21 protein-coding genes are annotated in these 26,504 nt (G+C 49.6%); 9 read left to right on the top strand and 12 right to left on the bottom strand.

From position 1 onward, the window contains the following. The first annotated feature begins 187 nt into the window (after nt 1-187). The 3 genes from LCH85_15205 (at nt 188) to LCH85_15195 (ending at nt 5,512) form a co-directional block, all read left to right on the top strand. Nucleotides 188-1,786 carry a M4 family metallopeptidase gene (locus LCH85_15205; GenBank protein ID MCA0353341.1) on the top strand — a complete coding sequence of 533 codons (1,599 nt, stop codon included), beginning with the start codon at nt 188-190 and terminating at the stop codon, nt 1,784-1,786. A 132-nt stretch (nt 1,787-1,918) separates the two neighbouring features. Further along, complete coding sequence (locus LCH85_15200) at nt 1,919-4,606, top strand: tetratricopeptide repeat protein (protein ID MCA0353340.1); 2,688 nt, start codon at nt 1,919-1,921, stop codon at nt 4,604-4,606. Between the two features lie 66 nt (nt 4,607-4,672). Continuing rightward, nucleotides 4,673-5,512 (top strand): DNA/RNA non-specific endonuclease, encoded by an 840-nt coding sequence (locus tag LCH85_15195; GenBank protein ID MCA0353339.1) that lies wholly within the window; start codon nt 4,673-4,675, stop codon nt 5,510-5,512. Nucleotides 5,513-5,538: 26 nt separating this feature from the next. Here LCH85_15195 and LCH85_15190 read toward each other — a convergent pair whose 3' ends face one another. Next, entirely contained in the window at nt 5,539-5,868 is a 330-nt protein-coding gene (locus tag LCH85_15190) for a hypothetical protein (GenBank protein MCA0353338.1), read from the bottom strand. 29 nt (nt 5,869-5,897) lie between these two features. Beyond that, nucleotides 5,898-6,047, bottom strand: a complete 150-nt coding sequence (locus LCH85_15185; GenBank protein ID MCA0353337.1) for a hypothetical protein — start codon at nt 6,045-6,047, stop codon at nt 5,898-5,900. Between the two features lie 419 nt (nt 6,048-6,466). On the opposite strand from LCH85_15185, the gene LCH85_15180 reads away from it, so the two are divergent. The 4 genes from LCH85_15180 to LCH85_15165 all read left to right on the top strand — a co-directional run bounded on the left by LCH85_15180 (nt 6,467) and on the right by LCH85_15165 (nt 11,803). Beyond that, nucleotides 6,467-7,801: a sugar ABC transporter substrate-binding protein gene (locus tag LCH85_15180; protein ID MCA0353336.1), complete on the top strand. Its 1,335-nt coding sequence runs from the start codon at nt 6,467-6,469 to the stop codon at nt 7,799-7,801. Between the two features lie 81 nt (nt 7,802-7,882). Beyond that, complete coding sequence (locus tag LCH85_15175; GenBank protein MCA0353335.1) at nt 7,883-8,779, top strand: sugar ABC transporter permease; 897 nt, start codon at nt 7,883-7,885, stop codon at nt 8,777-8,779. 3 nt (nt 8,780-8,782) lie between these two features. Then, nucleotides 8,783-9,661: a carbohydrate ABC transporter permease gene (locus LCH85_15170; GenBank protein ID MCA0353334.1), complete on the top strand. Its 879-nt coding sequence runs from the start codon at nt 8,783-8,785 to the stop codon at nt 9,659-9,661. A gap of 207 nt (nt 9,662-9,868) precedes the next feature. Then, nucleotides 9,869-11,803, top strand: coding sequence for a beta-galactosidase (locus tag LCH85_15165; GenBank protein MCA0353333.1), 1,935 nt, complete (start codon nt 9,869-9,871; stop codon nt 11,801-11,803). A 39-nt stretch (nt 11,804-11,842) separates the two neighbouring features. Here the strand turns inward: LCH85_15165 and ruvX are convergent, their stop codons facing one another. The 6 genes from ruvX to LCH85_15135 all read right to left on the bottom strand — a co-directional run bounded on the left by ruvX (nt 11,843) and on the right by LCH85_15135 (nt 20,855). After that, entirely contained in the window at nt 11,843-12,319 is a 477-nt protein-coding gene (gene ruvX / locus LCH85_15160) for a Holliday junction resolvase RuvX (GenBank protein MCA0353332.1), read from the bottom strand. Continuing rightward, entirely contained in the window at nt 12,316-14,283 is a 1,968-nt protein-coding gene (locus tag LCH85_15155; protein MCA0353331.1) for a hypothetical protein, read from the bottom strand. Before LCH85_15155 ends, ruvX begins: the two co-directional genes overlap by 4 nt. 417 nt (nt 14,284-14,700) lie before the next feature. Then, nucleotides 14,701-17,370 carry an alanine--tRNA ligase gene (gene alaS, locus LCH85_15150; GenBank protein ID MCA0353330.1) on the bottom strand — a complete coding sequence of 890 codons (2,670 nt, stop codon included), beginning with the start codon at nt 17,368-17,370 and terminating at the stop codon, nt 14,701-14,703. A gap of 165 nt (nt 17,371-17,535) precedes the next feature. Then, nucleotides 17,536-18,339 (bottom strand): GNAT family N-acetyltransferase, encoded by an 804-nt coding sequence (locus LCH85_15145; protein ID MCA0353329.1) that lies wholly within the window; start codon nt 18,337-18,339, stop codon nt 17,536-17,538. Between the two features lies 1 nt (nt 18,340). Beyond that, complete coding sequence (locus LCH85_15140; protein MCA0353328.1) at nt 18,341-18,997, bottom strand: hypothetical protein; 657 nt, start codon at nt 18,995-18,997, stop codon at nt 18,341-18,343. A 328-nt stretch (nt 18,998-19,325) separates the two neighbouring features. Further along, entirely contained in the window at nt 19,326-20,855 is a 1,530-nt protein-coding gene (locus LCH85_15135; GenBank protein MCA0353327.1) for a hypothetical protein, read from the bottom strand. Nucleotides 20,856-21,012: 157 nt separating this feature from the next. Here LCH85_15135 and LCH85_15130 point away from each other — a divergent pair, with 157 nt between their 5' ends. Further along, nucleotides 21,013-21,678: a response regulator transcription factor gene (locus tag LCH85_15130; GenBank protein ID MCA0353326.1), complete on the top strand. Its 666-nt coding sequence runs from the start codon at nt 21,013-21,015 to the stop codon at nt 21,676-21,678. A 43-nt stretch (nt 21,679-21,721) separates the two neighbouring features. Here LCH85_15130 and LCH85_15125 read toward each other — a convergent pair whose 3' ends face one another. From LCH85_15125 to LCH85_15110, 4 genes are read right to left on the bottom strand one after another with little or no spacing between them, the layout of a single operon-like run. Then, the gene (locus LCH85_15125) at nt 21,722-22,768 is read right to left on the bottom strand and encodes a hypothetical protein (protein MCA0353325.1); all 1,047 of its coding nucleotides are present in this window, start codon (nt 22,766-22,768) and stop codon (nt 21,722-21,724) included. A gap of 51 nt (nt 22,769-22,819) precedes the next feature. Continuing rightward, entirely contained in the window at nt 22,820-23,821 is a 1,002-nt protein-coding gene (locus LCH85_15120; protein MCA0353324.1) for a hypothetical protein, read from the bottom strand. A gap of 32 nt (nt 23,822-23,853) precedes the next feature. After that, nucleotides 23,854-24,168 (bottom strand): hypothetical protein, encoded by a 315-nt coding sequence (locus LCH85_15115; protein MCA0353323.1) that lies wholly within the window; start codon nt 24,166-24,168, stop codon nt 23,854-23,856. A gap of 21 nt (nt 24,169-24,189) precedes the next feature. Continuing rightward, nucleotides 24,190-24,924: a hypothetical protein gene (locus LCH85_15110; GenBank protein ID MCA0353322.1), complete on the bottom strand. Its 735-nt coding sequence runs from the start codon at nt 24,922-24,924 to the stop codon at nt 24,190-24,192. A gap of 355 nt (nt 24,925-25,279) precedes the next feature. Here LCH85_15110 and LCH85_15105 point away from each other — a divergent pair, with 355 nt between their 5' ends. Next, a complete protein-coding gene (locus tag LCH85_15105) occupies nt 25,280-26,419 on the top strand; it encodes a sugar-binding protein (GenBank protein ID MCA0353321.1) in 1,140 nt (379 codons plus the stop codon). The last annotated feature ends 85 nt before the right edge of the window (nt 26,420-26,504 follow it).

The following is a 26,504-nucleotide window of genomic DNA, read 5'->3' as shown; positions in this document are numbered from 1 at the left end:
AAGCCAGCGCCAGACCTGCCACGGCACTGCAATTTCGTAATTGGCTATTAACAACGCTCGTTGTTGATGCGCCAGCTGTATGACTATTTTCGTCAGTTTTCTGAATAAGCTGCTGGTTTATGTGGTGGCTTACTGATGAGCTAGTTGTTCTCGAAATCCCTACAAATTGCGGAGGTTATAATTCTTTATGGTTCGCAAACGTTTAATCACTGTTGCTGCATTGCTCGGTTTAGTTGGGGCTGTCTTTGGTTCTGCTGTTAGCACTGGTGCTCAAGATTACGACAAAGTTCGCGGGCAGTTGATCCGCACTTATCGCGAAGCCGAAGCCAAAGGCGTGCGCCCAGATTGGGTCACCGCAGCGGTTGATACCAGCTTGGATCACTTCGCTGGCAAAGGTGCAAATAGCGCCAATTTGCAAGTGCGTGGCGTTGATCAAGACGATCTGGGCATCAACGTGCGCCTTGACCAAACCTACGCTGGCTTGCCAGTCTTTGGCGGCCAAGTAATTGCGCACCTCGACAATAAAGGCAATGTGACCCAAGAAAGTGGTGAACTCTTCGCGGTTGATGGGATTGATACCAGCGCTAGCTTAAGCTCAGCTGAAGCAATCAAAATTGCCCAAAGCCAAGTCAAATATGATTTCAACGCCAAAAAAGCTGGTGGCGCAGAAGTCAGCAGCGAACTCAAAATCTTGCCACGCGAAGGCCAAGATTCAGTGATCGTCTTCCATGTTAGCTTGCACATTGAAGATGGCACCGAAGCAACTGCTCACCACGAGTTCTTCATCAACGCCAAGACTGGCGAAACCGAGCTGTACTACAACGACATGGATGGAGTCAACGCAACTGGAACTGGCAAGAGCTTGTACAGCGGCAATGTCTCAATTACTACCGATTTGGTGAGTGGGGTTTACTATCTGCGCGATAACTCACGCGGCGGGATGTACACCACTAACATGAACAACCGCACCACTGGCGGTAGCACCTTCACCGATGCTGATAATGTTTGGGGCACCAACACGACTGCTAATGTTCAAAGCGCTGGCGTTGATGCCCACTATGGCGCTCAATTGACTTGGGACTACTACTTGAGCAGCTTTGGCCGCCGTGGCATCGATGGCAATGGCTTCCGCGTGTTGAGCCGCGTGCATTATGGCAATCGCTATAACAACGCCTTCTGGAACGGCTCAAGCATGACCTATGGTGATGGCGATGGCACAACCTTCCGCCCATTGGTTTCGCTCGATGTTGCAGGCCACGAAATTACCCACGGTCTGACCGAAAAAACCGCTGGCTTGATCTATAGCAACGAATCGGGTGCTGCTAACGAATCATTCTCGGATATTTTCGGCACGATGGTCGAATATAGCAGTGGCTCAGGCGATTATCTGATTGGCGAAGATATCTACACCCCAGCCACCGCTGGCGATGCTTTGCGCAATATGTCGAACCCAGCTGCTGAAGGCGACCCCGACCACTACAGCAAGCGCTACACTGGCACTGGCGATAATGGCGGCGTGCACATCAACAGCGGGATTCAAAACCAAGTCTTCTATCTGTTGGCTCAAGGTGGCACCAACCGCACCTCTGGTCAAGCAGTAACTGGCATTGGCCGACCAAAAGCCGCTGCGATCTTCTATCGCGCCTTGACGGTCTACTTGACCCCAAGCTCAAACTTCAAGGCCGTGCGCACTGCAACCCTCAACGCCGCCCGCGACCTCTATGGCGCAAGCAGCGCTGAATACAACGCAACCGCTCAAGCCTGGACGGCTTGTGGCGTGCAATAAGCGCTAGCTAAATCTCGTTTCCAAGCACACGCTCCATTTGGAGCGTGTGTTTTTGTTACTTCTTCTATTGAATGCACAAAGTTGCTCAGATATGGTAAGATCAAGCCAGCGGCCAACCCCAAAGGAGCTTCAATGATGATAGCGCTCACCCAACCAAGCCTCAACCAACCATGGGATGAAGAGCATATCAAGGCTTTGTTGCGGTTTCCGCGCTATCCGCTACGCTTGTTGCAGGCCGATCCATGGCAAACCTGGCTCAATCAGCGCGGTGGTTTAGCAAATATTTACAAATATCTGCATGAATATGCTTTTGTTGCCAGCCAACAACGAATTTTAGCCGTTATTTTAGCAAGCCCCGAAGCTACCGCCGATTTTTATGCTGATCATTTGAGCATCAGCCGTACCACCTATTTTCATCGCCTCAACGAATTGCTACCCGCCGTGGCCTATGCCCTAAATACTTGGCAAATCGATCAGCCGCTGACCCTTGCAACACATTCCAAACCAACCTTGCCACAGCCACTAACCAGTTTGGTTGGGGTCGAACCAACCCTAGCTTTGCTCAAACCCTTGCTGTTACAACCACAAGTGCGGCTACTAACCTTGCTTGGCCATGCAGGCGTGGGTAAATCGCGCTTAGCCTTGGCCTTAGCTCAACAAACCCAATTTACTGCTTGCTGGTATCTCGATTTGGCCAATATCACAACCATGACGGCAATTGAGCCAGCATTAATTAGCTTAATTCAGCCAACTAGCCCAACCCTCAGTGGATTAATTCAGCAGCTCGACCAGCAATCCACATTATTGATTTTTGATAATGCTGAGCATCTATTTCCGCTGACTGAATTGCTCGAAAACGTATTAAGTAGCGCGGCTAGCCTCAAAATGTTAGTAACCAGCCGCCGCGCAATGCAGCTTTATGGTGAATACGAATATCAGGTTCAGCCCTTGGCAACTCCACATCCCGCCGATTATCTACCCCCCAGCGAGTTGGCCGAAATTCCAGCGGTGCAACTCTATTTGCAACGAGTACAAGCGGTCAATCCGCAGTTTCAGCTTGATCAAACCAATGCCCAAGCCATCAGCGAACTAAGCATCGCGCTCGAAGGCTTACCTTTAGCAATCGAATTAGCCGCCTTGCAAAGCAAATTTTTCGCCCCCCAAGCCTTGCTCAATCGGATTAATCAGCAGCAACGCTTAAATATTTTGCAACGCCCCCAACAGCGCACAGCCCGCCAACAAACCTTGCGCGGCACGCTCGATTGGAGCTTTGGCCTGCTCGAACCAGATTTGCAAAGCCTGTTTAGTCGTTTGGCGGTATTTGCTGGTGGCAGCACAATCGAAGCTGCGGCGGTGATTTGCGCGAGCCTTGAGCCACAACCAGAGCAAACTAGTGGTCTACGTTTGGAAAGCCTGCCCCAAGCAGTCGACCAAGTTCAGGCAGGCTTGATGGCCTTGGTTGATCAAAGTTTATTGCAACAAACAATCGCAAGCCATGGCGAACCGCGCTTTCAGATGCTCGAAGTTACGCGCGAATACGCCCTGCAACAACTCAACAATCGCGGCGAAACGCTGCTGTTGCAACGCGGCTATGCCTTGTATTATTTGCGGTTGGCCGAACATATTATGGCTTGGCAAGCACCGCAGCTTTTTCAACGGCGCACCGAAATGTTGCAACAGGAATATCGCAACTTCAAAGCGGCAATTCAATGGGCGCTCGACCATCACGAAGCCGATCTGAGTGTGCGCTTGGTGGTGCTGCTCTGGGATTTTTGGACTTATTATGGGCATCAACAAGAGGGTCGCCAAATTGCTGAGGCCGTGATTGCCCAAACCGCCAGCTTACAATCGCCATTACGTGCCCAATTGTTGCGCTTAGTTGGTTGGTTGGCCCATGATCTGGGCGAATATACCCTGATGCACCATTCGTTTCAGGCAAGTGTTGAGATGGCCGAGGGCATGGCCGACCACCATAGTTTGGGGTTGTCGCTACATGGATTGGGCGAATTGGCTCAGATGCATGGCAATTGGCAACAAGCGCAAAGCCAACTCCAGCAAAGTTTCACAATTTTCCAAAACCTTGAGCAACAGGAATTGCAGGCCTGGTCGTTAGAACATTTGGGGCGTTTAGCCTTAAGTCAGGGTCAGTTCGAGCAAGCTTATGGACTATTTCACAAAAGCCTCGATCTCTTTCAGGTGCTCGATTCAAGCTGGGGCGCGATGTTTGCCCTCGGCCATCTTGGCCAAGTAGCCTTGTATCAAGCCGATTTTGCCAAGGCTCAACACTATTTGGAAGAATGTTTACAGGTTAGCACGGCCACCGGAGCAAACCGCAGCGCTATGGTTTGTCAAACGCTCAATTATCTGGGCGAATTGGCATTGCAACAACAACGCTTGGAGCAAGCCAGCGAATTACTGCATAATTGCCTCAATTTGAGCCATGAAATTGGCTATCGTGGTTGTATTGAGCTAGCCAACTATAGCTTAGGTTTGTTGGCGTTGAATGAAGGCAAGCTGGCTCAAGCTCGCAACTACTTGCATGAATCGCTGCATTTACAACAAGCCTTGAACGAACAATGGCGAGCCTTGTTGGTAATTGAAGCCTGCGCTGAATATCTGAGCCAGCATCAACCACAAGCTGCGGCCTGCCTGTACCTTAGCAGCGAGCATTTACGCCAAAGCCTCGCGATTCAGCGACCACCGCTGTATCAAGCCAAATATCAACAATTAACTCAGCTATTGATTGATGATTTAGCCAATACCAAGCCCCTAGCTAGCCTTGAAAGCGCCTTAGATTTTGCGATTATCCAGATTCGCTAGCCTTGAAAGCGCCCAACTGTGCTACACTGCCTAGCAGAAACCACTACATTTGCTGTGAGGATGTTTATGCGCCGTTTTTGGATTGGGATCATCACGCTGATTGTATTGCTGAGTGGCTGCGATGCCCAGCAATTTCTGGCCACGCCAAAGCCCAGTAGCTCCAATAATTCAAATCAACCGCAAGCCGATGTTAATCACATGGCGTTGGGCAATCCTAGCGGAGCCTTGCCCGAAACCAGCAGCAGCGATAATTACTTGATCCAGCGCCCAGAATATAGCCTAGCCTACAATCGCAAACTGAATATTCTCAATTGGGTCAGTTGGCATTTGGATATTAGCGATTTGGGTAGCACCGACCGCAGCCAATTCACCACCGACCCCGATTTGCCTGAAGGCTGGTATCGGGTTAAGCCGACCGATTACACCAACAGCGGCTATGATCGCGGCCATATGTTGCCATCAGCCGATCGCACCGCCTCGGAAAGTATCAATCGCTCGGTGTTTTATATGACCAACATCGTGCCCCAAGCTCCCGACAACAACCAAGGCCCATGGAAAGAATTCGAGGATTATTGCCGCGATTTGGTGCGTGATGGCAAGCAACTTTATTTGATTGCTGGCCCCGAAGGCTCCGACGGCAGCATCGGCGATCCCAAAATTCGCGTGCCCAAGTATGTTTGGAAGATTGCGCTGGTGCTTGATGCTAACGATCAGATCAGCGATATCAATCGCAATACCGAAGTGATTGCCTTGCGCATGCCCAATCGCGATGGGATTCGCGATAAAGATTGGCGCGATTATATCGTTTCGGTTGCGACCATCGAAGAAAAAACCAAATACACCTTTTTCACCAATTTGAGCAGCGAACTACAAACGAGCCTCAAGCAAAAAGTTGCTACTCCCTAAATCATGCTTTTCACTCAACCCCTCGCCTACAATTGCCGAGGGGTTGGGGTGAGCAAGCGTCGCGCAATACTTGCCCGAATTGTTTGGGCTTGGCTAGCCGTCAAAATTAGTTCAGCCGCTTCAGCTGAGCCAAACTCAGCCAGCCCACTCGCTGCGGCCTCGCGGCTAGCGCATTGCGGGGCGGTTTTAAGCAATTCTGCCAACTCGCCAAAGGCTTGTGCTCCGCGAATACGTACCATTGCCACAGCGGCGTAGCTTTCAGCAAGTTTACCAGGTGCAGCCAACACAATCGTGCGAGCTGTAGCATAACCACAAGCTGTGCCAATTCGCCCAAGCAAATACGCCACCAACCACACGGGAGCTGTGCCTGCCTCAAATGCAGCAATCAGCAATTCGGCAGCGCAGGGTCGGGCATCCGCTGAGCAAGCACTGCATCAACCTGCTTGAAATTGGCGGGATCATGCAAGGCATAGCGTACCAACTCAATCGACGAGTAGTTGTGTAAACCATTTCTAATTAGATTGACGAAGGTCACAGTAATTCCTCTTGATTAATATTTGTTATCGGTAGACATCTTTATGCTTCTTTAGCTATTCCTCATGCATCACCCTAAGCTAAGCATTGCGGTTACATGCAGATCCTTGCTCAGCCACCAAGAATAGGTTGCCCGTTTTGAGATTATTGTTTTGCTGGCAGTCAGCAACGGCTTGCCCCAAGCATACAACGTTCACGGCTGCAAGCAAGCGTAGAAATCAATAATTAACAGCAATGGAAACGCTCCCACGAAATAGCCAGAATATGCTATGATAGCTATAATGATTTAATCCATGATCTCTGTTGATGCGTACCTAGAGCTAAGCAAAGGAGGTCATCCCCGATTAAATTCCCACAAGCCAGAACGTACCTAATAATTCGCAGTATGGTGGTATGTGCAATGTAGCGCAAGGAGACCCGATGATGGTTCGCCGAAATATGCATCGTTCGTTAATTAGCCTGTTGGTATTGACGCTGATTTTGGCTGCGTGTGGCAGCGAGAGCACCACAACCACGACCAGCAACACTGGCTCCACCAATCCCGCCGAAGTTAAAGGCGAAATTACAGTTTGGGCTTGGAATGTGGCCGCCAAGAGCCTCGAAGCAACGGTTCCCTCGTTTAACCAAAAATATCCCAACGTCAAAGTTACTGTCCAAGATATTGGGCGCACAGATGTCTACGATAAGCTGACTTCAGGCTTGCAAGCTGGCGGCGCTGGCTTACCCGATGTGGTCGCGATCGAATCCGACCGCATGGATGTGTATACGTCAACCTTCCCCGACGGCTTGGCCGACTTAACCAGCCGCGCTAGCAAATACGAAAAAGATTTTGATCCTTCCAAATGGGCACAATCCAAAATTAGCGATAAAATTCGCTCGATTCCCTGGGATTCCGGCCCAACTGGTTTGTGGTATCGGGTTGATATTTTCGAGCAAGCTGGCGTAGATCCTAAATCGATCGAAACATGGGCCGATTTGATCGCTGCTGGCGAAAAGATTTTGGCCGCGACCAATGGCAAAACCAAGCTCTTGCCAGTCGATATTGTGGCCGATGATGCTGGCTTCCGTATGATGACCAGCCAATTGGGCGTATGCTGCTATTTCAATAGCGATGGCAAAATCAACCTCAACAACGACAAATCGGTTCAAGCATTGACCTTGCTCAAAGAAATCAACGATAAAGGCTTAGTTGCCAATATCAATGGTTGGGATGGCACAGTTGCCGCGACCAAAAATGGCGATGTTGCCACGGTTCCATTTGGGGTCTGGTATAGCGGCACAATCATCGACCAAGCGCCAGATCTTTCAGGCAAATGGGATGTGATGTTGTTGCCAGCCTTCGAAAAAGGCGGCAATCGCGCTGCCAACCTAGGTGGCTCAACCTTGGCAATTCCGGCTGCAACCAAAAATCTCGATGCAGCTTGGTTGTTCGTTGAGCATGCCTTGGCCACCAGCGAAGGCCAAAACATTATGATGGAAAAATTCGGCATTTGGCCAAGCTATCAGCCAGCCTACAGCGCTGACCTCTATAGCAAGCCAGTGGCCTTCTTCAACAACCAACCAATTTGGAAACTGTTTGCTGATGAGATCAAGAACATTCCAGCAGCAACCTACACCAAAGATTATGCCAAAGGCCAAGCAGTTTTGGCTTCAGCTCAAGCCAAAGTGCTGAGCCAAGGCATGGACCCCAAACAAGCTCTGCAAGAAGCTGCTGCCGAATTGGCCAACCAAACTGGCCGCGAAATCGCCCAATAGTTCATACCCTCACCCCCAACCCCTCTCCCGCCATACGGGAGAGGGGAGTTTGAATTAATAGCCTTTGCCTAGGAGGGTTCTATGGGGTCGCAGCTACTTACACCAGCAGAGCGCCGCTACCAATGGCGACGGCGACTAACCCCGTACATGTTTTTGCTACCAGCATTGTTGATTTTTGGCATCTTTATGCTCTACCCAATTATTGCCTCGTTGCAATTGAGCTTTGAGAGCCAACTCAACCCCAACAGCGGCTTCAGCCTCGATAACTATCGGCGCTTGTTCGGCGACACGGTGTTTCGTAAAGCGCTGATCAACACGGTGTTTTTGCTGGTATTTCAAGTGCCACTGCAACTTGGCCTCGCAATGGTCTTGGCGGTGTTGCTCAATAGCGCGGTGCTCAAATTTCGCACAGCCTTTCGCTTAATCTATTTTCTGCCAGCAATCACGGCCTTATTTGCCGTGGCCTTGATCTTTCGGCTGCTGCTGAATGATGAAAAAGGCTTGATCAACTATGTGCTCAATGGCTTGGGCGTGCAGTCAGTGCCCTGGCTTACCAATGCTTGGCCCGCTAAATTCTCGCTGGTTATGGCAATTACGTGGCGCTGGACGGGCTATAACATGGTGATTTATCTCGCCAGTTTGCAGAGTATCCCAACCGAGTTGTACGAGGCGGCAGAGCTTGATGGCGCAGGCGCATGGGCCAAATTCTGGGCGATTACCGTGCCGATGATGCGCCCCACCATTTTGCTGACTACGGTGCTTTCAACCATTGGCACGTTGCAAATTTTCGATGAGCCATATCTGCTGACCCGCAGCGGGCCATCCAACGAAACCCTCAGCATGGCCACCTTGCTCTATCGCACGGCCTTCCAAAATGCCGAGTTTAATTACGCTTCGGCAATTGCCTATGCCATGGTCTTGATCATCGCCGTCTTTTCGCTTTTACAATTTCGCATCGCCCAGCGCGGGGAGGATTAAGCGATGGCAAAAACCAAGCTTTCCGATGAACTTGTGCCCAAGCCCTTTGTGAGCCGCTTCCAGCGTGGCGCGATCTACCTTTTATTAGTCGTTGGGGCATTTTTATCACTATTCCCCTTCTACTACATGTTTGTCCAAGCCTCGCAGCCCTCAAGCGAAGTGCTGCGCTTTCCACCACATTTGTGGTTTGGCAGCGCTGCTTGGTCGAATATTCAAGGCCTGTTTGACAATGGCTTTGGGCGTTCGCTATTCAATTCGGCCTTTATTGCGGTGGTTTATGCTAGCCTCAGCGTCTTTATCGCTTCGCTGGCGGGTTATGCCTTTGCCAAATTCCGCTTTCGCGGGCGCTCAATCTTATTTGGCATGTTTTTGTTAGTCTTGATGATTCCCTATCATGTCACCGCCGTGCCACTGTTTCAACTCATGGCCAAAATCACGCTCTTTGGCGATCCAACCTGGATCAGCAGCTATCAAGCGGTGATTTTGCCGGCGCTGGCCAATCCGTTTGGCATCTTCTTGATGCGCCAAAGCATGCAAGCCTTGCCTGATGATCTGCTTGATGCGGCGCGAATTGATGGCGCTGGCGAGTGGCGGGTTTTCACCAGCGTGGCGCTGCCAACTATGCGCCCAACCCTTGCAGCCTTGGCAATTTATTCGTTTATGTTTCAATGGAACAGCTTCTTCTGGCCGTTGATTATTATGCGCGACAAAGCCATGGAAACCCTGCCCGTGCGGATCAACGCCCTCGTTGGCTTATCAATTATTGATTATGGCCAATTGATGATGGGCACAGCGCTCACCACCCTACCAATTATGATGATCTTTATCGCCTTCCAGCGCCAATTCATCTCCGGCGCACTCGCAGGCGCAGTCAAAGGATAAATTATGAAGGATGAGGGATGAAGGATGAAATTTAACCGCGAAGAACACGAATTTTAGATTTGTTAAATGCCTAAATTGCAACAAAATGGTAGTAACCGATTGCGCAAAACTTAGTGTCCTTCGTGCTCTTCGTGGTTACAACTCAATCTCTTGCATTTTGGCTTCATCCTTCATCCCTCATCCTTCATCCTTTCAAAAGAGGTTTCTATGCCATTAGGTGTTTGTTATTATCCTGAGCATTGGCCCCAAACGTGGTGGGCCGATGATGCCAAACAGATGCAGGCCTTGGGCTTGGAGTATGTGCGGATTGGCGAGTTTGCTTGGGCTTTGATGGAGCCAGCCGCTGGTCAGTATGATTGGGCATGGCTCGACCAAGCAATTGAAACATTGGCGAGTCAAGGCTTGAACATTGTGCTTGGCACGCCCACCGCCACCCCGCCCGCTTGGCTAACCCATAACCAGCCCGATTTAATGCGGATCGATGCCCAAGGTCGGCGTTTAGGCCATGGTGGTCGTCGCCAAGCTTGTTTGGTCAATCCGCAGTACATCGAATATAGCCGCCAGATCGTCACGGCCATGGCCGAACGCTATGGTCAGCATCCGGCGATTGCCGCTTGGCAAATCGATAACGAAATTGGCAATCATGGCTCGGCGCGGTGCTACTGCGATCATTGCGCTGCGGCTTTTCGCCAATGGCTGAGCCAACGCTACGGCGATTTAGCAAGCCTCAATCAAGCATGGGGCACGGCCTTTTGGAGCCAAACCTACAGCGATTGGCAGCAAATTCCTTTGCCAAATGTACCAGTTGGCGGCGGTCATAATCCCTCGTTGGTGCTCGATTATCGCCGCTTTGCCTCGGATCAGCAGGTGGCATATTGTGCGATGCAGGCAGAAATTTTGCGCCAGCACTCACCAAATCGCACGATTTTAACCAACATTGCACCTGGCGACGATGAGATTAATTGGTTTGATATGGCGCAGCAAGTCGATACAATTGCTTGGGATAATTACCCGCATGGCTTTCCCGATTGGCAAACGGTGGCGATGTATCACGACCATATTCGCGGCCTCAAGCGTCAGCCATTTTGGGTGATGGAGCAACAGCCAGGCCAAATCAACTGGACTCCCACCAATCCGCCAGTGCCACCCAACCAAGTGCGGCTGTGGAGCTATCAAGATGCTGCCCATGGCGCAGCTAATGTGCTGTATTTTCGTTGGCGGGCATGTTGGTTGGGCCAAGAGCAATATCATAGCGGCCTGCGCGATCATGCCAATCGGCCAGCGCGTGGCAGCACCGAAGCCCGGATTGTTGCCAATGAATGGCAGCAGCATGGCCAGCCCGAAGCTGCGCCGCGCAAGGTTGCCTTGCTGGTTTCCTACGACGATCATTGGGCGCAACAACTCGATCCCCATGCTCAAGGCTGGAATTATTGGCAATTGCTGCGCACAATCCATCGCACGCTTACCAGCTATGGGGTTGGGGTTGATATTGTCCAGCGTGGCACGCCACTCGATGCCTATCAACTAGCGATTGCTGTCGCCCCAATGCTTGATAACCCTGCCGAAACTGCGGGCTGGCGCGAGTGGGTTCAGGCAGGCGGCACGTTGATCTGCACGCCACGCAGTTTAACCAAACGCCGCGACAATCGCACTGCTCCTGATGGCTTCCCCAGTGGCTTGACCGATTTATTTGGAGCTGATGTCGCCGAGTGGAGTGCCCTCGACCCAGCCAAGCCATGGGCGGTACAATTTGGCGAGACGAGCCACACCGCACCACTTTGGATGGAAGTGCTGAATGTGACCCATGCCAACACCTTAGCAACCTGGAGCAAGAGTTATGCTAAGGGTCAGGCTGCAATCACCGCCGCGACTTATGGCAAAGGCCTAGCGGTGTTGATGGGTTGCTATCCCACCGAAGAAATTTTGGGCGATCTGTTGCCACGGCTCTGGCCCGCTGCCCAACGCTTGCCCAGCGAAATCGAACGCATCGAGTTGACCGATGGCGTGTTGTGGTTCAACCATGGCGAGCAAGCCCAAAGCATCAAGCTCCAAGGCACCTGGCATGATTGCCTCAGTGGTGAGCAATGCAGTGGCGAGTGTTCAATTGAAAGTTTAGGCATTCGCTGGCTCAAACAACCCTAAATCAAACAAGCCCTGTTGAAAATCAACAGGGCTTTGTAGTTAATCCCAATCTTCGTGGTCGGGGTCGTGGTAGCGTGGGCGGGGCGGCGCGATTGAACTCATATAATCTTGCAGAATCAAAATAGCGGCTAATTCATCGACATGATCACGATGTTTGCTTTTTTTGATGCCCATGGCTTCGAGCGAACGCTCAGCCTCAACGCTGGTAAAGCGCTCATCATACAAGGTAATCGGAATTTTGGTGCGTTTTTCCAGCCCACGACTGAAGGCTTGCACCGCTTTGGCCTGCGCCCCAACCTCGCCACGCAAGGTCAAAGGCAAGCCAATCACCACCTCAACGACCTCGTTATCAGCAATCATTTGCAAAAGCTGAGCATAGGCTTTATCGGTTGGCTGTGCTGGAAGGGTTGGCTGGCCGCTGGCGATAATTCGGTCGGGGTCGCACATAGCCACCCCGATCCGTTTGTTGCCAACATCCAAAGCGATGATTCGGCCATGGGTTGGACGATCACTCATTCCTGCACCTGAACATTAATTTCGGCTGGATCGACGGGCAAGCGCTCGACTTCGGGAACTGACACAATATCACCAATCAAGCCGCTTTCGCGTAAGGCTTCCAACTGCGCCAAGGCTTCGGCTGGGGTTAGGCCTTTGATGCTCTCGGCGATTTTCAGTTTGGTGCTATCGGGCAGGCCAACTGCGGTTTTGGGAGCAACTTCGACCGTTGCCAGCAACAAACTAGCGCCTGAATCATCCAAGCGCACTTGGCTGCGCACAATGCTAGTGGTGTCAGTGCTGAATGATGGGTCTTTGATCCGCAAGGCATTCGGCAAAGCCCGATTCAACTGCTCGGCAAAACTGCCACGCACCGCCAAGCCTTGGAAATTCGCCGTCACGACCAACTCAAAGCCGCCATCGGTTTCGGGCACGGGTCGGGTTTGAATATCGTAAAGCGAAGGGTCTTGAGTCAAGGCATCGACATTCGGCAAAAATTCAACATCAGCCAAGACTTCGCCTTCTTGCAGCACGGTTTGCATTTGAGCAGGAATCGCACTGCGAAATTGAGCAACAGCTTGGGGCAACAAGGGCATCCAATCACTTTCGACTGGCAATTTCAGCAGCGCAGTTGTACCACCTTGAATTGGCTCAGGATTGATCGAAAAGAGCGCGCCTTCATAGCCTTCAATCGTCCAAACCGGATCTTGGCTAGCAGGCATGTTGTAGCGCGTACCACCAGCACTGGCCACAATTTGCAACGAACCAACCCCGCTGACAATTCCGGCAAAATTGCCTGTAGCGGCTGGAATCGTCGTTTCGGCTTGGGTCAAAAAGATAATTTCTTCGCCAGCCGAGTTGAGCACTCGTACCCGCGTATTGGCAGGAATTGGGTAGGCCTGCGTGTTGCGGTTATAAACTTCGAGGATGCCAGTTGCTGCTTGATCAGGTTGTTCGGTCGCCGTAATTACCGTACCACGCACGCTCACCGAAATTGGCACGTTGATCAAGCGCCCTTGAATCGCCGCCGAGCTTGGCTCGCTAATTGGGTCGGCTTGATAGTTGAGCCGCACATCTTCGTAGGTTTGGCCGCCCGAGGTTGGAGCTGGCCGCACCACCACGGTTACGCCGCTAGCCAATTTATTGCCAAACAGCAGCCATAACAACGCGATAATCGCAATCGCCCCCAAAATAACCATGCCCCACAAGGGATAATTGCGTTTGGGCGCGGTTTGTTGTTTGAGTTCAGCTTTTTCGTCAGCGCGTTTTTGCTCAGCTCGGGCGCGGCGAGCTTTGGCATCTTGGCGATGCATATCATCGCTGGTTAATTCAATATCTTCGGGGCGAATCCGTGGGCGGGCTGGCGCAGCGCTGGCAGTATCGCCACTCAGCGCATCAGAAAGATCGTTGAATGAATCAAAATCCCAGCTATCGTTACCACGCGCTTGTTCATGCTGACGCAAGCCAGTTTCGCCAGCAGTCGAAGCCACCGAAAGGCTATCGAGGGCATCAGCCCAATCGTCGATTTCACTGCGAGCTGGTTGGCTGGGTGCTGCCGTTGGGATCGGTTTGCTAATGCTGGGGCTGGTTTGCAACCGATCGGTGGTTGAAGCAGAGGGCAACCCTTCCAGCGAAGCCAAAAAATCTTCTTCGGGGCTAGCTGGCGCAACTGGTTTAGCTGGAGCTGGCGGAGCAGCAGGTGCTTTGGTTGAAACAACGGCTGACTCAATTTCAACCACCATCATCTGGCAGGTCAAAGCCGCTTTCACCACCTTGGGATCACTGGTATAAAGCGTTAACTCAATGCCCTCGCGATTGGCAGTTTCGCGCAAGCGATCACAGGTTTTACGGCTTTGTAACGAAATCGAGCCTTCGGGCATGAAAATATCAACATGCTCTGCTTTGGCATTGCGCACTTGCTGAATAATGCTATCAATTGGGTCAGCAAGGGCAATCGTGATCAGTTCAGTTTTGCCAGTTGTCATTGGGTTGCCCCCAAAGCTTTCAGAATGAACACACATCGGATGCTGTGGTGTTGGCAGGATCGGCAATATTGTACAACGATCTTATCCTGATGAGGGCAACACCACAGTTTGGTCCCTCATTGGGCGATTGGGGTGAGCTATGAGTGAACCATCACCCTTAGCCCATTCCTTTCAAGGATAGGTTTTAACCAATAGTATGGTGATCATCAAAAATCGGTGATCACCACCCTTCCGTCCCGCCTCAAGGCGGGAAACGCAGGGGGCTTTAATCCCCCTGCACCCCCTCAAGGACAATTCGGGAATGTCTCACATCCACCGATTCCGTGGTTCGAAACAGACCATGATTAAAACCTACCATTGCAAACTGGTTCCCCCTCGCCTCGCGTGCGGGAGAGGGGGCTATGGGTGAAGTTCCAGTTACAGCAAACCGCTGGCTTCGGCTAAGGCTTGATCAAGCGCAGCCACATCGCGACCGCCAGCTTGGGCAAAATCGGCGCGACCGCCACCGCCACCGCCAACTTTGGCCGCCAAGGCTTTGACTAAATTGCCAGCATGCCGACCAGCTTTGACTTGATCGGCGGTTGCAGCGGCTAGCAGCAAAGGCTTACCATCGATCACCGTGCCGAGAATCACCACGCCACTGCCAAGTTTATCGCGTAGTTGTTCGCCCAAACGGCGGAAGCTATCAGCATCGCTGGCTTCAACGCGGGCAACCACCAATGGCGTGCCAGCTTGCTCAATTTTTTGGGCGAGCAAACTATCAACCTGACCAGCAGCAAGTTCGCCGCGCAAGCGTTCGATTTCGTCACGGCGAGCTTTTTGGTCGAGCAACAGGGCATCGAGTTTTTCTTCGACTTTGCCTGGTTGTGCACCCAGTTTATCGCCGAGCGTGCGAATCAATTGAGCTTGTTGGCTGACCCATTCAGCAGCAGCGCGGCCAGTTACCGCCTCGATCCGCCGCACACCTGAGGCAACCGAGCCTTCGCTGACGATTTTGAAGAAGCCAATTTCGCCTGTGCGGGCAACGTGAACGCCACCGCAAAGCTCGCGTGAGCAAACTGGCGCTTCGCTGTTGGTATGGATGTGATCACTTGCATTGCCACAGCCAACGGTGACCACCCGCACCACATCGCCATATTTTTCGCCAAACAAGGCCATTGCGCCCAATTCGCGGGCTTGCGGCAAGGCCATTTCGGCAGCCTCAACCTTGCTATCAGCGCGAATCCAGGCATTGACTTGATCTTCAATTTGCTGGAGTTGTTCGCTGCTCAAGCCTTTTTGGTTGTTGAAGTCGAAACGCAAGCGTTCGGGCGCAACCAACGAGCCTTTTTGCTCAGCGTGATCGCCAAGCGTATCGCGCAAGGCTCGATGCAGCAAGTGGGTCGCTGTATGATTGCGCACAATATCGCGGCGACGTGCTGCATCAACCGTCACGGTGACTTGCTCGCCAAGGCTCACGCTGCCTTCGCTGACCTTGCCACGATGGACAAATACACCAGGTACGGGCTTTTGCACATCGTCAATCACGATGGTACCATGCGGCCCGACCAACACGCCACTATCGCCCATTTGGCCGCCGCTTTCGGCATAGCAGGGCGTGCGATCAAGCACAAAGGCCACTTCTTGACCACGTTGAACCGTGCCAAGCTCCTCGCCATCGAATTCGAGCGCCAAGACATGGCCCCAGCTTTCCAGCTCGTTGTAGCCAGTAAAGCTGGTTGGAGCCAAATTACGCTCAGCCCAGCGTTCAGTCACTGCGCCTTTTTTGAATTGGGCAGCACCACGGCCACGAGCGCGTTGAGCCTCAAGTTCAGCCTCATAGCCCGCCAAATCAACCGTCAAACCACGTTCGGCCACGATTCGTTCGGTCAAGTCGAGCGGAAAGCCATAGGTATCGTAGAGTTTGAAGGCATCAGCGCCACTGAAAACGGCTTTGTCAGCTTGATTGGGCAACATCGCTTCGAGTTGGCGCAAACCACCAGCCAAGGTTTTGTTGAAACGTTCTTCTTCGCCTGTCACAACCTCGGCAATATAGGCTTGTTTGCTGCGCAACTCAGGGTAAGCAGCGCCCATCATATCGATCACTGTTGCGATCGTTTCGGCCAAAAACGGCGCTTTGAAGCCGATGGTTTGGCCAAAATAGGCCGCCCGCCGCACCAATCGCCGCAACACATACGAACGACCTTCGTTACCAGGCCGCAAGCCATCGGCAATCATAAAAGCGATCGAGCGGCTATGGTCGGCGACAACGTGATAGGCCGAGCTATTGGCTTGATAATGTTCGCTACTGCTACCCAGTAATTCCATCACCGTGTGGATAATTGGCGTGAACAAGTCGGTTTCATACGAGCGAAACACGCCTTGCTTGACAATTGCCAAGCGTTCGAGGCTCATGCCGGTGTCGATTGATGGCTTAGGGAGCAGCGTTAATACACCGTTTTCATCACGGTTGTATTGCATAAACACCAAGTTCCAAATTTCCATATAGGTGTCGTCTTCAGAGTTAACACCTTCAGGCACTTGGTTATCAGGATCATCGCCAATGTAATAATGAATTTCCGAGCATGGCCCGCGTGGCCCAACATCACCTGCCGACCACAAATTATCTTTAGCATCGAAGCGCAGAATCCGCTCGGCAGGCATATAGGCCAGCCATAAATCATGAGCTTCTTCATCGGCAGGAATTTGCTCATCGCCTTCGTAAATACTGACCCACATACGTTTGGGATCAAGCCCAATTTCTTGGGTCAGAAACTCCCAGGCAAAGCGGATGGCATCTTTTTTGAAATAATCGCCAAACGAAAAATTGCCCAGCATCTCAAAAAAGGTGTGGTGACGGGGCGATGGCCCGACATTTTCAAGGTCGTTTTGCTTGCCAGAGATGCGCAAACATTTTTGCGATGAAACTGCGCGGCTGTAGGGACGGCTTTCGCGACCTAAAAAGACATCGTTAAACTGAACCATCCCAGCCACTGTAAACAACAGGGTGGGATTATCGGCAGGAATCAGCGAGCTACTTGGCACGACGGCGTGCCCTTGCCGCGCAAAGTAGTCTAAGAAACGCTGCCGTAGCTCTGAACCTTTCATTTAGGAAACCTCAGTAAAAAGGCTATAGGCATAAGGCTATAGGCTATAGCCACCAAATAATAAGTCGGTGATTGATTATCTTTTGCAAGCTATGGACACAAAAGCCTAGAGCCTAGAGCCAATAGCCTGATTGATTATACACGATGCTGATGGGCTATTTGTGCATCAGGTTAGGCTTAATTCAAACAAACTATAGGCTTCGTTGGTATTATGCCAGTTGAGTTGGGTGATTAATTGAGCCTGCCGACTGCCTCGCCAAATTGGAGTTAATAAATTTCCGCATTCGGGCAGGGTGCGAGCATGAGCCAAAAGCTGCGTTTGGGCGGCCAAATCACCCTCAATTTGGGCAATAAAGCCATCATGTTCGCAAATCATCCAGCCACTGCCATCCGCCAGCACATACAATTCTTGGCGCTCGGCACAGCGTTCAAGCTCAGCTTGATCGAGATTGCGCACCGTCCACTGATAGACATAGCGCCCCGCTTGCTCCTGCAAATTCGACGCTTGGCTCAGATCAACCAAACTTGGGTCGTGCGAAATTTCGGCTTGAGCAGCAGGCAGATCATTCAATTTGTACCACTCAATAAAGCCTACGTTGGCAAAATTGAGTTTTTCGGCCATCGAATGCATGCGCTGATTACTCTGCTCGGTCATATAGCCAAGCGTAGCTGCGCTCCAACTTTTGGCCCAAGCAATTGAATAGTCGATCAATTCGCGACCCAAACCTTGGCCTTGGAGCTCAGGATGAATGCGTAGTCCACCAAACCAAGCCTGAGTTGGCGAGAGCACTCGCAGGCGCAATACCACGACTGGCACTTGCCAACCTGCCATCTCGCCAACATACAAATGGCCTTGCGGCAACCAATATTCCCAAACATCGCCAATATAATCGGGCTGACCATTCCAGAGGGTGTTGCACCAAGCTACAATCGGCTCGCGATCAGCGAGGGTTGCTGGGCGCAACGTCATTCTATTTGAGATCGTCGTCGTCGTAGGCATGTAAATCATCAAACTCTATATCATCGAGATCGACGGCACTGCCGTCGCTATCAAAGTCATCAAGGTCAAAGCCAATTCCTGCCAAGCCCGAATCTTCTTCGAGGCCACTGGTGAGCGTATGCAAAGCCCGTTGCAAGGTTGTCGCATTTTCAGCTGCAAAATACGAGAGACTATTGGCATTCAAACGGGCCTGCTGGCCATCATCAAGCGGGCTAGCGCCCAGCAAAATGACGGGCATCGAAGCGATCGTTTTGCCATAGGTGCTCAAAAAGCGTTCGAGTTCGCGTTCGGCAAAAATCGATTGATCTTCGCTTTCCAAATCAAGCAGCAAAATCACGCCATCGGTATTATGCAATACATGCTGACGATCAGCGGCAGTCGATCCAGCCGAACGCAAAGTATGTAGCATATAAACTGGCTTAATATCGCCAAGGGCAGCATTTGCAGGACGGTAGCGAGCTACGAGGGTTGGTTCTTCGGCTGGCGGGGTATCCCACGTTACTTCGCGTTCAGCCAATGGAATCGCTGTAACCAATTGGGCGGCTAGTTTCACTGCATTGCGGGTAGGTGGACCAAACAGCACGACTTTGCAATGCCATTCATTTGTCTCATGATTGAGCCGTGACATAGCTCCTCCGAAATTCCACTGCAAAAACGATGGGCAGTCGCAAGGATTATAGCATTGTCTCGCAGCTTAGCGCTAGCCATCGACTTAAACCTAATCAGCAGTAAACCCAGTTATTCTTGGTCGATCTCTCTTACGACGACAATTCACAAATTGCCCTTTAGGGGGTGCAGGGGGATGAAAACACCCTGCGTTCCCCGCCTTGAGGCGGGGCGGAGGGGTGGTGATCCAGCTAAAACACAAACTTGCTCAAGAATGTATACGTTCTAAATATAAAAAGCCCTGCTCAACCGAAGTCGAACAGGGCGTTGATCAAGCAAGTTGATTAATCTTATGGCAAGGCATTCAGCGCATTGCGCACCAAATCTTGGTTCGCGCTAAAAATAATCACAAATTCTTGGCCACTGCCTTTAACCCCAACATGGACATCATCATCGCTTCGGTTTGGATCTCCAGCCCGAATCAATAAATCGCCATTTGGGTTAAGCGTGCCATTGAATAAGCTCAAAAATTCATCGCCATCGGCGGCGCTATCCCAGCGCAATGTCCATTGCAACACAGGCGTGAAATCGCTGCTGTGTTCATACAGGGTCATGCGACCGCCGCCAATTCCTGCTGCCGCAGCGTCCATATCGCCAGCAGTCGCGGTATATTCGAGCAACGATTTAACGTCAAACTCGCCAACTGTATTGGTCATAGCGGTTGTCCAATCAGCACCGAGCACTGGCAACAGATCAAATTGATCGGGCAGGGTTGGGTTATCGCGGGTAGCACTCAAATATTTTTCAGGGTGTAAAATTTGTTCGGTCGAGGTTGGTGGGTCTTGCAACGCCTTGGTCACTGCATCCCAACCACCTTCGGCATAAACTGCTTCAGCAAAAGCTAGGCCATCTTCATAAGGAAAGACTAGCCCATCGCGCAACACACCAGGCACTTGATCAAGAATGCTGCTGCTATCTTGTTGTTCTTGCAAGGTTCGCAATAATTCTTGCAACTCGGCAGGCGACATGCGCGGCACAAGATCGTTTTGCAGCCAATCACTCATTAATTTAGTCGCATCGCCTTCAACCAACGAACGAAAGGCCAATGATCGATCAGCATCAAATTCGCCAACTTTCAGGCCATCTTGCAAGTTAATCAATTGATCTTGCAAGTTATGATTGAATTCATGGGCATAGGTAATTTGATCTGCTGGTGGAAATTCACTATTTTCAGCAATAATATAAAAGGTATCAGTTTCGGGATCATAAAAGCCGCCGATTTGTTCAGTTTGCAAATCGATATACAATTGCTGCAAATCAATATCTTTTTCGGCTAAGCCAAGCATCCACAATTGGCTAGTTTCATGACGGAAATCTGCGGGGGTATTTTCGGTCTCCATCTCTTTGACAATATAATTGCGCAATTCATCGCGAGTGAGCATGCGCCGCGTGACTGGGCGTTCTTCTGGCAAACCTCGTAGCGCGATCACTTCTTGCTCTATTTGCTTCATTACTTCAACAATTTGCGCTGGCGGCTCCACGCCACCTGGGCCTGTCGGGGTCGGGGCAGTCGGATCAACCGTTGGAGTTGGGCCAGCTTCAGGCGTTGGCTCAAGCGCTGGGCTAGTTGGCTCAGCAATGCTGGTTGGCGGATTATTCAAACGCTCTTGTAAATCATTCACTTGGTCTTGCAACTGACGGTTTTTATCTTGCACCTCATCAGCAGCAGTAATTTGATCTTTCAATTTGCCAAATTCAGCTTGGGTAGTAGCATCGCGCGAGATAATTGTGCCGCGTTCAAACCAGAGCCAACCGCTAGCACCAAGCGCCGCCAACAGCAACACCACCAAACCAATAATTGCGAAACGTGTTCGATTCATGGACATTCCTTCAAAACTAGGCCGAGATCTCTCAAACGTGTATTGAGCATATCACAGCTTTGGCCGCTTGGAAGTGAAAAAGTGGTGAGCAGTTGGCGTTCATTTGCCGATTGCGTGTACAATCAATAGAGCGCGATTCACTCACAATGAGGTTCTTATGGAAAGTATTAGCGTTTTTTTAGTCGATGATCATTTGGTTGTTCGCCAAGGCTTGCGCGATTTTCTCGAACTCCAAGATGATATTGAAGTTGTCGGCGATTCGGGAATGCCGGTTGAGGCAGTTGGCCAGATTAAGCAACTGTTGCCCGACGTGGTGATTATGGATTTGGTGATGCCTGAAATCGACGGGGTAGAAGCCACCCGCCGCGTCAAGGCCGTCAGCCCCACCACTCAAGTGATTGTCCTCACTTCGTTCTCTGACGATGAAAAAGTCTTTCCGGCAATCAAGGCAGGGGCAATATCTTACCTATTAAAAGATGTTAGTCCGCTGGAATTAGCGCGGGCCGTGCGTTCCGCCAAACGCGGCGAGGCGGTGTTGCATCCCGAAGTTGCCGCCAAATTGATGCAAGAATTCTCTGCACCACGCAACAACGACCCCGATGCTGAAGCCCTAACCGAGCGCGAAATGGATGTGTTGCGCTTGATCGCCCGTGGCCATTCCAACCGTGAAATCGCTGATTCACTGATTATCAGTGAAAAAACCGTCAAAACCCACGTCAGCAACATTTTGTCGAAATTGCACTTGGCGGATCGTACCCAAGCCGCGATTTATGCCCTACGCCAACGCCTCGTCCCCATGGATGATCCCTTACCTGGACGCTAGTTTGGCGCAAGCCGCCGCTCAGTTGAGTGGCGGTTTTAGTTTTTTAGGCCGATTTCTCGTTAATTTTTTGCACATCCCAAACCCGCTTACTCCAACGACTGTAGAATATTTGATACTTCTCACCTTTGACCATTTCAAGATAGTGCTGTTGCTTAACTGATACGTTGCCAAGTTGTTGAAATTTCGCCGTGTATTCAACCCCAGGAATACTACGTCTCGTATCAAAACCGATAAATGTATCAATCACAGATTCAATCTTTCCTGTAATCAAATCGATAATTTTAAATATTACTTCTTTAACCAAATTCAGGAATATAAATAGAAACACAAAAGATATTATAACACCTACAAATGCATTATCAAAATTCCATAATAATCTTTTTATAGAATTACCTAAAAATAGATAGATTAATATTACAAAAATCACAAAATTTATAATTGACCATATAATTTCTTTACGTTGACTATTCGATAATTCAAATGGTTTTGACAAGTTTGTTAATGGCGTATGACTTGCTGATTCTTCATTGGTTAACTGATCAATAGTCGCTTGATTCGATTCAAGTTTGACCTTCCAAAGCTTTTTACTTTTTGGGCTATACATTATTCGATAGAATGATGACAATTCAACAGTATTATATATTTCTTGATCAACTTGAAAATCACCAAGACGCTTAAAAAAAGCCATATAGATGATGCTTCCTTTATGACCATGAAACCGATCTACTTTGAGTAATTGGTCCGATTCAACATACACAACCCCATAGACAAGATCATGTAAATGTTTATTAAAATATGTAGCCGCAACAATCAAACCGATAACGATCAACAATGGAATCAAGGTAAAATTTTTGGGTGAAACAAGCGTAAAGATTCCAATAATTGGCACTAAGGCAAATAATAATGGAAACAAGGCTTTAACAAAATGATACCAGCGTTGTTTGCCAGTCATTGCCATGCTTGGAGCCTGCTTTGAACGAAGCGTTGCAGGCTTTAATTCAGTTTTTTCGGCTAAATCTGGCCAGCCACAGCGTTCACACGTAGCTTGATTATCGGGAATTTTGGTATAACAATTTGGGCAATTCATCATTTTACTCCTTCGCTCATCGCATCAATAATTAGCTTAGCCAATAATTTAGGTTTAAGAATCGAGTAATTGTGCCTCCCATAACGTTCTAGTCCAGCGACTATACGTAATTTGATATATTTGATTTTCAATTAGATCTATATACTGTTGCTCATTAATATTCAGGCGATTATTTCCTTCAAATATTGCATAAAAACGTTTCCCTCTTCGGCCATAGGTAAATTCCACCCGAATCAATCGATCATTATCAAGCTCATTCGTATTCGAAATTAAATCTAATAGAGCAAGAACAATGATTCCTAGATTATAAAAAATAAAGATATATATAATAATTATAAATACATTCAAATCAGATAACTCTAAATTTGGATTAAAAATAACATATATTGGGTACAAAGAAACAAGAATACTATGTTTCATCAGTGTAAATAATAATTCTTTTCGCTGAATAAATGTCATTTTTCTTTGTTTATTACTTGTATTTTCCTGATCATTTGGTTTTATATCAGAAATCATGTTATCAGGTTTTTCATCTTCAATTTTCATACTCCAAATGATTTTACTTCTTGGGCTATACTGTATCTGATATATTGCTCCTAACTTAGCGTTATCAAACATCTCAGCATCAATTGTCACACAGCCAAGATCTTTAAAGAAACCAAAGTAGTAAACTCTGCTATTTTGAACACGCTCAACCCTAATGATTTGAGCTGACTTAATATAGGAATTTCCGTCAATTAATTCATGTAAACTAGGAATTTTATAAATACCAATAATTATAATGCTGATACCTAATCCAAATACTAACCAATTAAATTGCATTGGTAAAAGAATACCAAAAATAATAATACTTGGTATTACAAGCAGTAATAACCCAAAAAGGCTGCTCAGAAAAAAATTCCAACGTTGTTTGCCGTTTAGGGGCACAGCATTACGCTGAGCTAAACCTACCTTAGCTTGCTGCGATTGAGTGTTTCTTGGTACACCAGGCCCACCACATTTAGGGCAGCGGGTTTCACCTGATGGGAATTTGATATAACAATTTGGACAATACATAACCCTGCTCCATCGTTCTCACATGCTAGAACTTACTTTTCGCGTTTACTTCGCCAAAGATCAAAGCTTAATCGGCCAATTTTAGCCACTAGATAGAACCCAAAAATCCCGATCATCAGCCAATACAACCAGCCATATGAGCTGAAAAACCACCAACAAACAATGAGCATTATTGACCAAGGCACTAAGCCAACCAAAAAGAATTGCCAGGCTTGCTTGGCAGTCAGTGGCTGAGAACCAGGTGGCGCAACCACAATCTGCAAGGCTTGTTCGTCGATCATTGCGCCACAATTGGCACAATTGCCAGCCGCATTGGTGAGGGTCGCGTCACAATCTGGACATTGCATCGAGATTCCTATTCTGCTGAATTAGCCAACCTGTTGCATCGCCCACAGCCGTTTGCTACGTGGGCTATAGGTCACTTGGTAAATTGCGCCTTGGAAGGCTGCATTATAGTTTTCGCGGCCAATATTCAAGCGGCCAATTCGTTCGAAATTGCCATAGTAGGTACGGCTATTTTTATTTTTAACAACTTGGGTTTTGGTCAAACGATCAACTTGCACTTGGGCCACGCCACTGAAAAAATCGACCAAATTCATAATTGCTTGCCAGCCCATCACCAAGCCAAATAGCCCCAAAATAAACCAAAAAAAGCTAATCTCCTCGGAAAAGCCCGATCCTCCAATAAACCAAATGGGGATCGCCAAGATGATGAGTGGAAAAAACGCGCCAAATAGCAATTGGGTCTTTTGGCCGCTGGTCAACGGTACAGTTGTGGGCATGGCGTTGCCCATCATTGTGGCGTTTGGTGGTGGCGCAACGCTTTGCATCGGCGCTTGATCCCAGGTCGAAGCAGGCTCAGCAGTTGCTTGCTCCCATGAACCCAGCGCTTGGGTTGCTGGATTCGCAGGCATCGAAGCAGGCATAGTTGGCTCCCAAACCCCAGCATCATTGGTTTGATCGCGGCTCCAAGCATTGGCGGTTGGCGATTCACCAAAGGCGGCTGAAGAAGTTGCGGCTGCCGGCGCACGCAACGGCCAATCGCAACGCGGGCATTTTTCAGTGCTATTTGAAACATTGCTATAACAATTTGGGCATTTCATCAGCATTTCCTCCATTAATAGTGTACGCCTAGAAGCATCGCGTGTTGCGCTAGCCAACAGCGATCAGACAAAATCCCCCCAGATGGGCTAGATCGGGATAGTTCAAAATACCGATAGTACGCGCTTGACAGCGCTAATTTGGATTGCTATAATGCGACCGTTATCGATAACGGGATCGATAACGGGATCGATAACGAGGTCGGTACCACCTCTAAAACCCTCCCTTCCATTCGCCGTTTCAACTTAAACTACAGTGTTCGCAACTTGTGTTCGTTGGGTGTGCAATTAAGCTCATCAACAGCATTTGTGGCAAAACCCAAGCCACCACCCACGAAAACTTACTCCAAGGAAGGACATGACGATGAAGTCTCCTCGCGCGAAGTTCATGATGGTTTTGATGTTGCTCATGACGATGGTTTTGGCCAGCTGTGGCGAAGCCGCAACCCCAACCACTGCGCCAACCGATGGCGGCACTGGTGGCACGACCGCCAATACTGACAACAGCAAATTCACCATTGGGATCTCAATGCCGACCAAATCATCAGCCCGCTGGATTGCCGACGGCGATAATATGGTGAAATATTTCCAAGAAAAAGGCTTCAAAACCGACCTTCAATACGCTGAAGACGATATCCCAACCCAACTTTCCCAAATTGAAAACATGGTCACCAAAGGGGTCAATGTTTTGGTGATTGCGGCAATCGACGGCGAAACCCTCTCAGATGTTCTGCAAAGTGCTAAAGACAAGAAAATTCTGGTTATCGCCTACGACCGCTTGATCAAGAAAACCCCTAACGTTGATTACTACGCCACCTTCGATAACTTCCAAGTTGGTGTCTTGCAAGCTAGCTCAATCGAAAACAAACTTGGTTTGAAAGAAGGCAAAGGCCCATTCAATATCGAGTTGTTCGGTGGCTCATCCGACGATAACAACGCCTTCTTCTTCTACAATGGCGCTATGTCGGTCTTGCAACCTTACATCGATAGCGGCAAGTTGGTGGTTGTTAGTGGCCAAACTGGCATGGATAAAGTTGCCACCTTGCGCTGGGACGGTGCAACCGCTCAATCGCGTATGGACAACATTTTGAGCGCCTTCTACGGCGACAAACGGGTTGATGCAGTGCTCTCACCATACGATGGTATCAGCATCGGGATCATCTCATCGCTCAAGGGTGTTGGCTACGGCAGCGCCGACAAACCAATGCCAGTCGTTTCAGGCCAAGATGCTGAGGTGCCCTCAGTCAAGTCAATTATCGCTGGCGAACAAAGCTCAACCATCTTCAAAGATACCCGCGAGCTTGCTAAATCAGTGGTAGGCATGGTCGAAGCTTCGTTGTCAGGCAAAGAAGTTGCCGTCAACGATACCAAAACCTATGACAATGGGGTCAAAGTTGTTCCTTCACAATTGCTGGTTCCGGTGGTCGTCGATGTAACCAACTGGGAAAAAGTGTTGATCGACAGTGGTTACTACAAAAAAGAAGACATAACCAAATAATTCTGGCAGCAAGGTCTGTGTGTGGGCAACGCTCATGCACAGACCTGCTTGCATATGAACAACTTGGCCATCTTCTCAGCAAACG

The sequence above is a fragment of the Chloroflexota bacterium genome (assembly GCA_020161265.1).
Classification (GTDB): Bacteria; Chloroflexota; Chloroflexia; order Chloroflexales; family Herpetosiphonaceae; genus Herpetosiphon.
The sequence above is the reverse complement of the archived record's forward strand: the minus strand, read 5'-3'. Positions and strand labels throughout refer to the sequence as shown.

What these genes read in the sequence shown, in the direction of transcription:
- LCH85_15205 (MCA0353341.1), top strand. Translation starts at nt 188, where the DNA reads ATGGTTCGCAAACGTTTAATCACTGTTGCTGCATTGCTCGGTTTAGTT.
- LCH85_15200 (MCA0353340.1), top strand. Translation starts at nt 1,919, where the DNA reads ATGATGATAGCGCTCACCCAACCAAGCCTCAACCAACCATGGGATGAA.
- LCH85_15195 (MCA0353339.1), top strand. Translation starts at nt 4,673, where the DNA reads ATGCGCCGTTTTTGGATTGGGATCATCACGCTGATTGTATTGCTGAGT.
- LCH85_15180 (MCA0353336.1), top strand. Translation starts at nt 6,467, where the DNA reads ATGATGGTTCGCCGAAATATGCATCGTTCGTTAATTAGCCTGTTGGTA.
- LCH85_15175 (MCA0353335.1), top strand. Translation starts at nt 7,883, where the DNA reads ATGGGGTCGCAGCTACTTACACCAGCAGAGCGCCGCTACCAATGGCGA.
- LCH85_15170 (MCA0353334.1), top strand. Translation starts at nt 8,783, where the DNA reads ATGGCAAAAACCAAGCTTTCCGATGAACTTGTGCCCAAGCCCTTTGTG.
- LCH85_15165 (MCA0353333.1), top strand. Translation starts at nt 9,869, where the DNA reads ATGCCATTAGGTGTTTGTTATTATCCTGAGCATTGGCCCCAAACGTGG.
- ruvX (MCA0353332.1), bottom strand. Translation starts at nt 12,319, where the DNA reads ATGAGTGATCGTCCAACCCATGGCCGAATCATCGCTTTGGATGTTGGC.
- LCH85_15155 (MCA0353331.1), bottom strand. Translation starts at nt 14,283, where the DNA reads ATGACAACTGGCAAAACTGAACTGATCACGATTGCCCTTGCTGACCCA.
- alaS (MCA0353330.1), bottom strand. Translation starts at nt 17,370, where the DNA reads ATGAAAGGTTCAGAGCTACGGCAGCGTTTCTTAGACTACTTTGCGCGG.
- LCH85_15145 (MCA0353329.1), bottom strand. Translation starts at nt 18,339, where the DNA reads ATGACGTTGCGCCCAGCAACCCTCGCTGATCGCGAGCCGATTGTAGCT.
- LCH85_15140 (MCA0353328.1), bottom strand. Translation starts at nt 18,997, where the DNA reads ATGTCACGGCTCAATCATGAGACAAATGAATGGCATTGCAAAGTCGTG.
- LCH85_15135 (MCA0353327.1), bottom strand. Translation starts at nt 20,855, where the DNA reads ATGAATCGAACACGTTTCGCAATTATTGGTTTGGTGGTGTTGCTGTTG.
- LCH85_15130 (MCA0353326.1), top strand. Translation starts at nt 21,013, where the DNA reads ATGGAAAGTATTAGCGTTTTTTTAGTCGATGATCATTTGGTTGTTCGC.
- LCH85_15125 (MCA0353325.1), bottom strand. Translation starts at nt 22,768, where the DNA reads ATGATGAATTGCCCAAATTGTTATACCAAAATTCCCGATAATCAAGCT.
- LCH85_15120 (MCA0353324.1), bottom strand. Translation starts at nt 23,821, where the DNA reads ATGTATTGTCCAAATTGTTATATCAAATTCCCATCAGGTGAAACCCGC.
- LCH85_15115 (MCA0353323.1), bottom strand. Translation starts at nt 24,168, where the DNA reads ATGCAATGTCCAGATTGTGACGCGACCCTCACCAATGCGGCTGGCAAT.
- LCH85_15110 (MCA0353322.1), bottom strand. Translation starts at nt 24,924, where the DNA reads ATGAAATGCCCAAATTGTTATAGCAATGTTTCAAATAGCACTGAAAAA.
- LCH85_15105 (MCA0353321.1), top strand. Translation starts at nt 25,280, where the DNA reads ATGACGATGAAGTCTCCTCGCGCGAAGTTCATGATGGTTTTGATGTTG.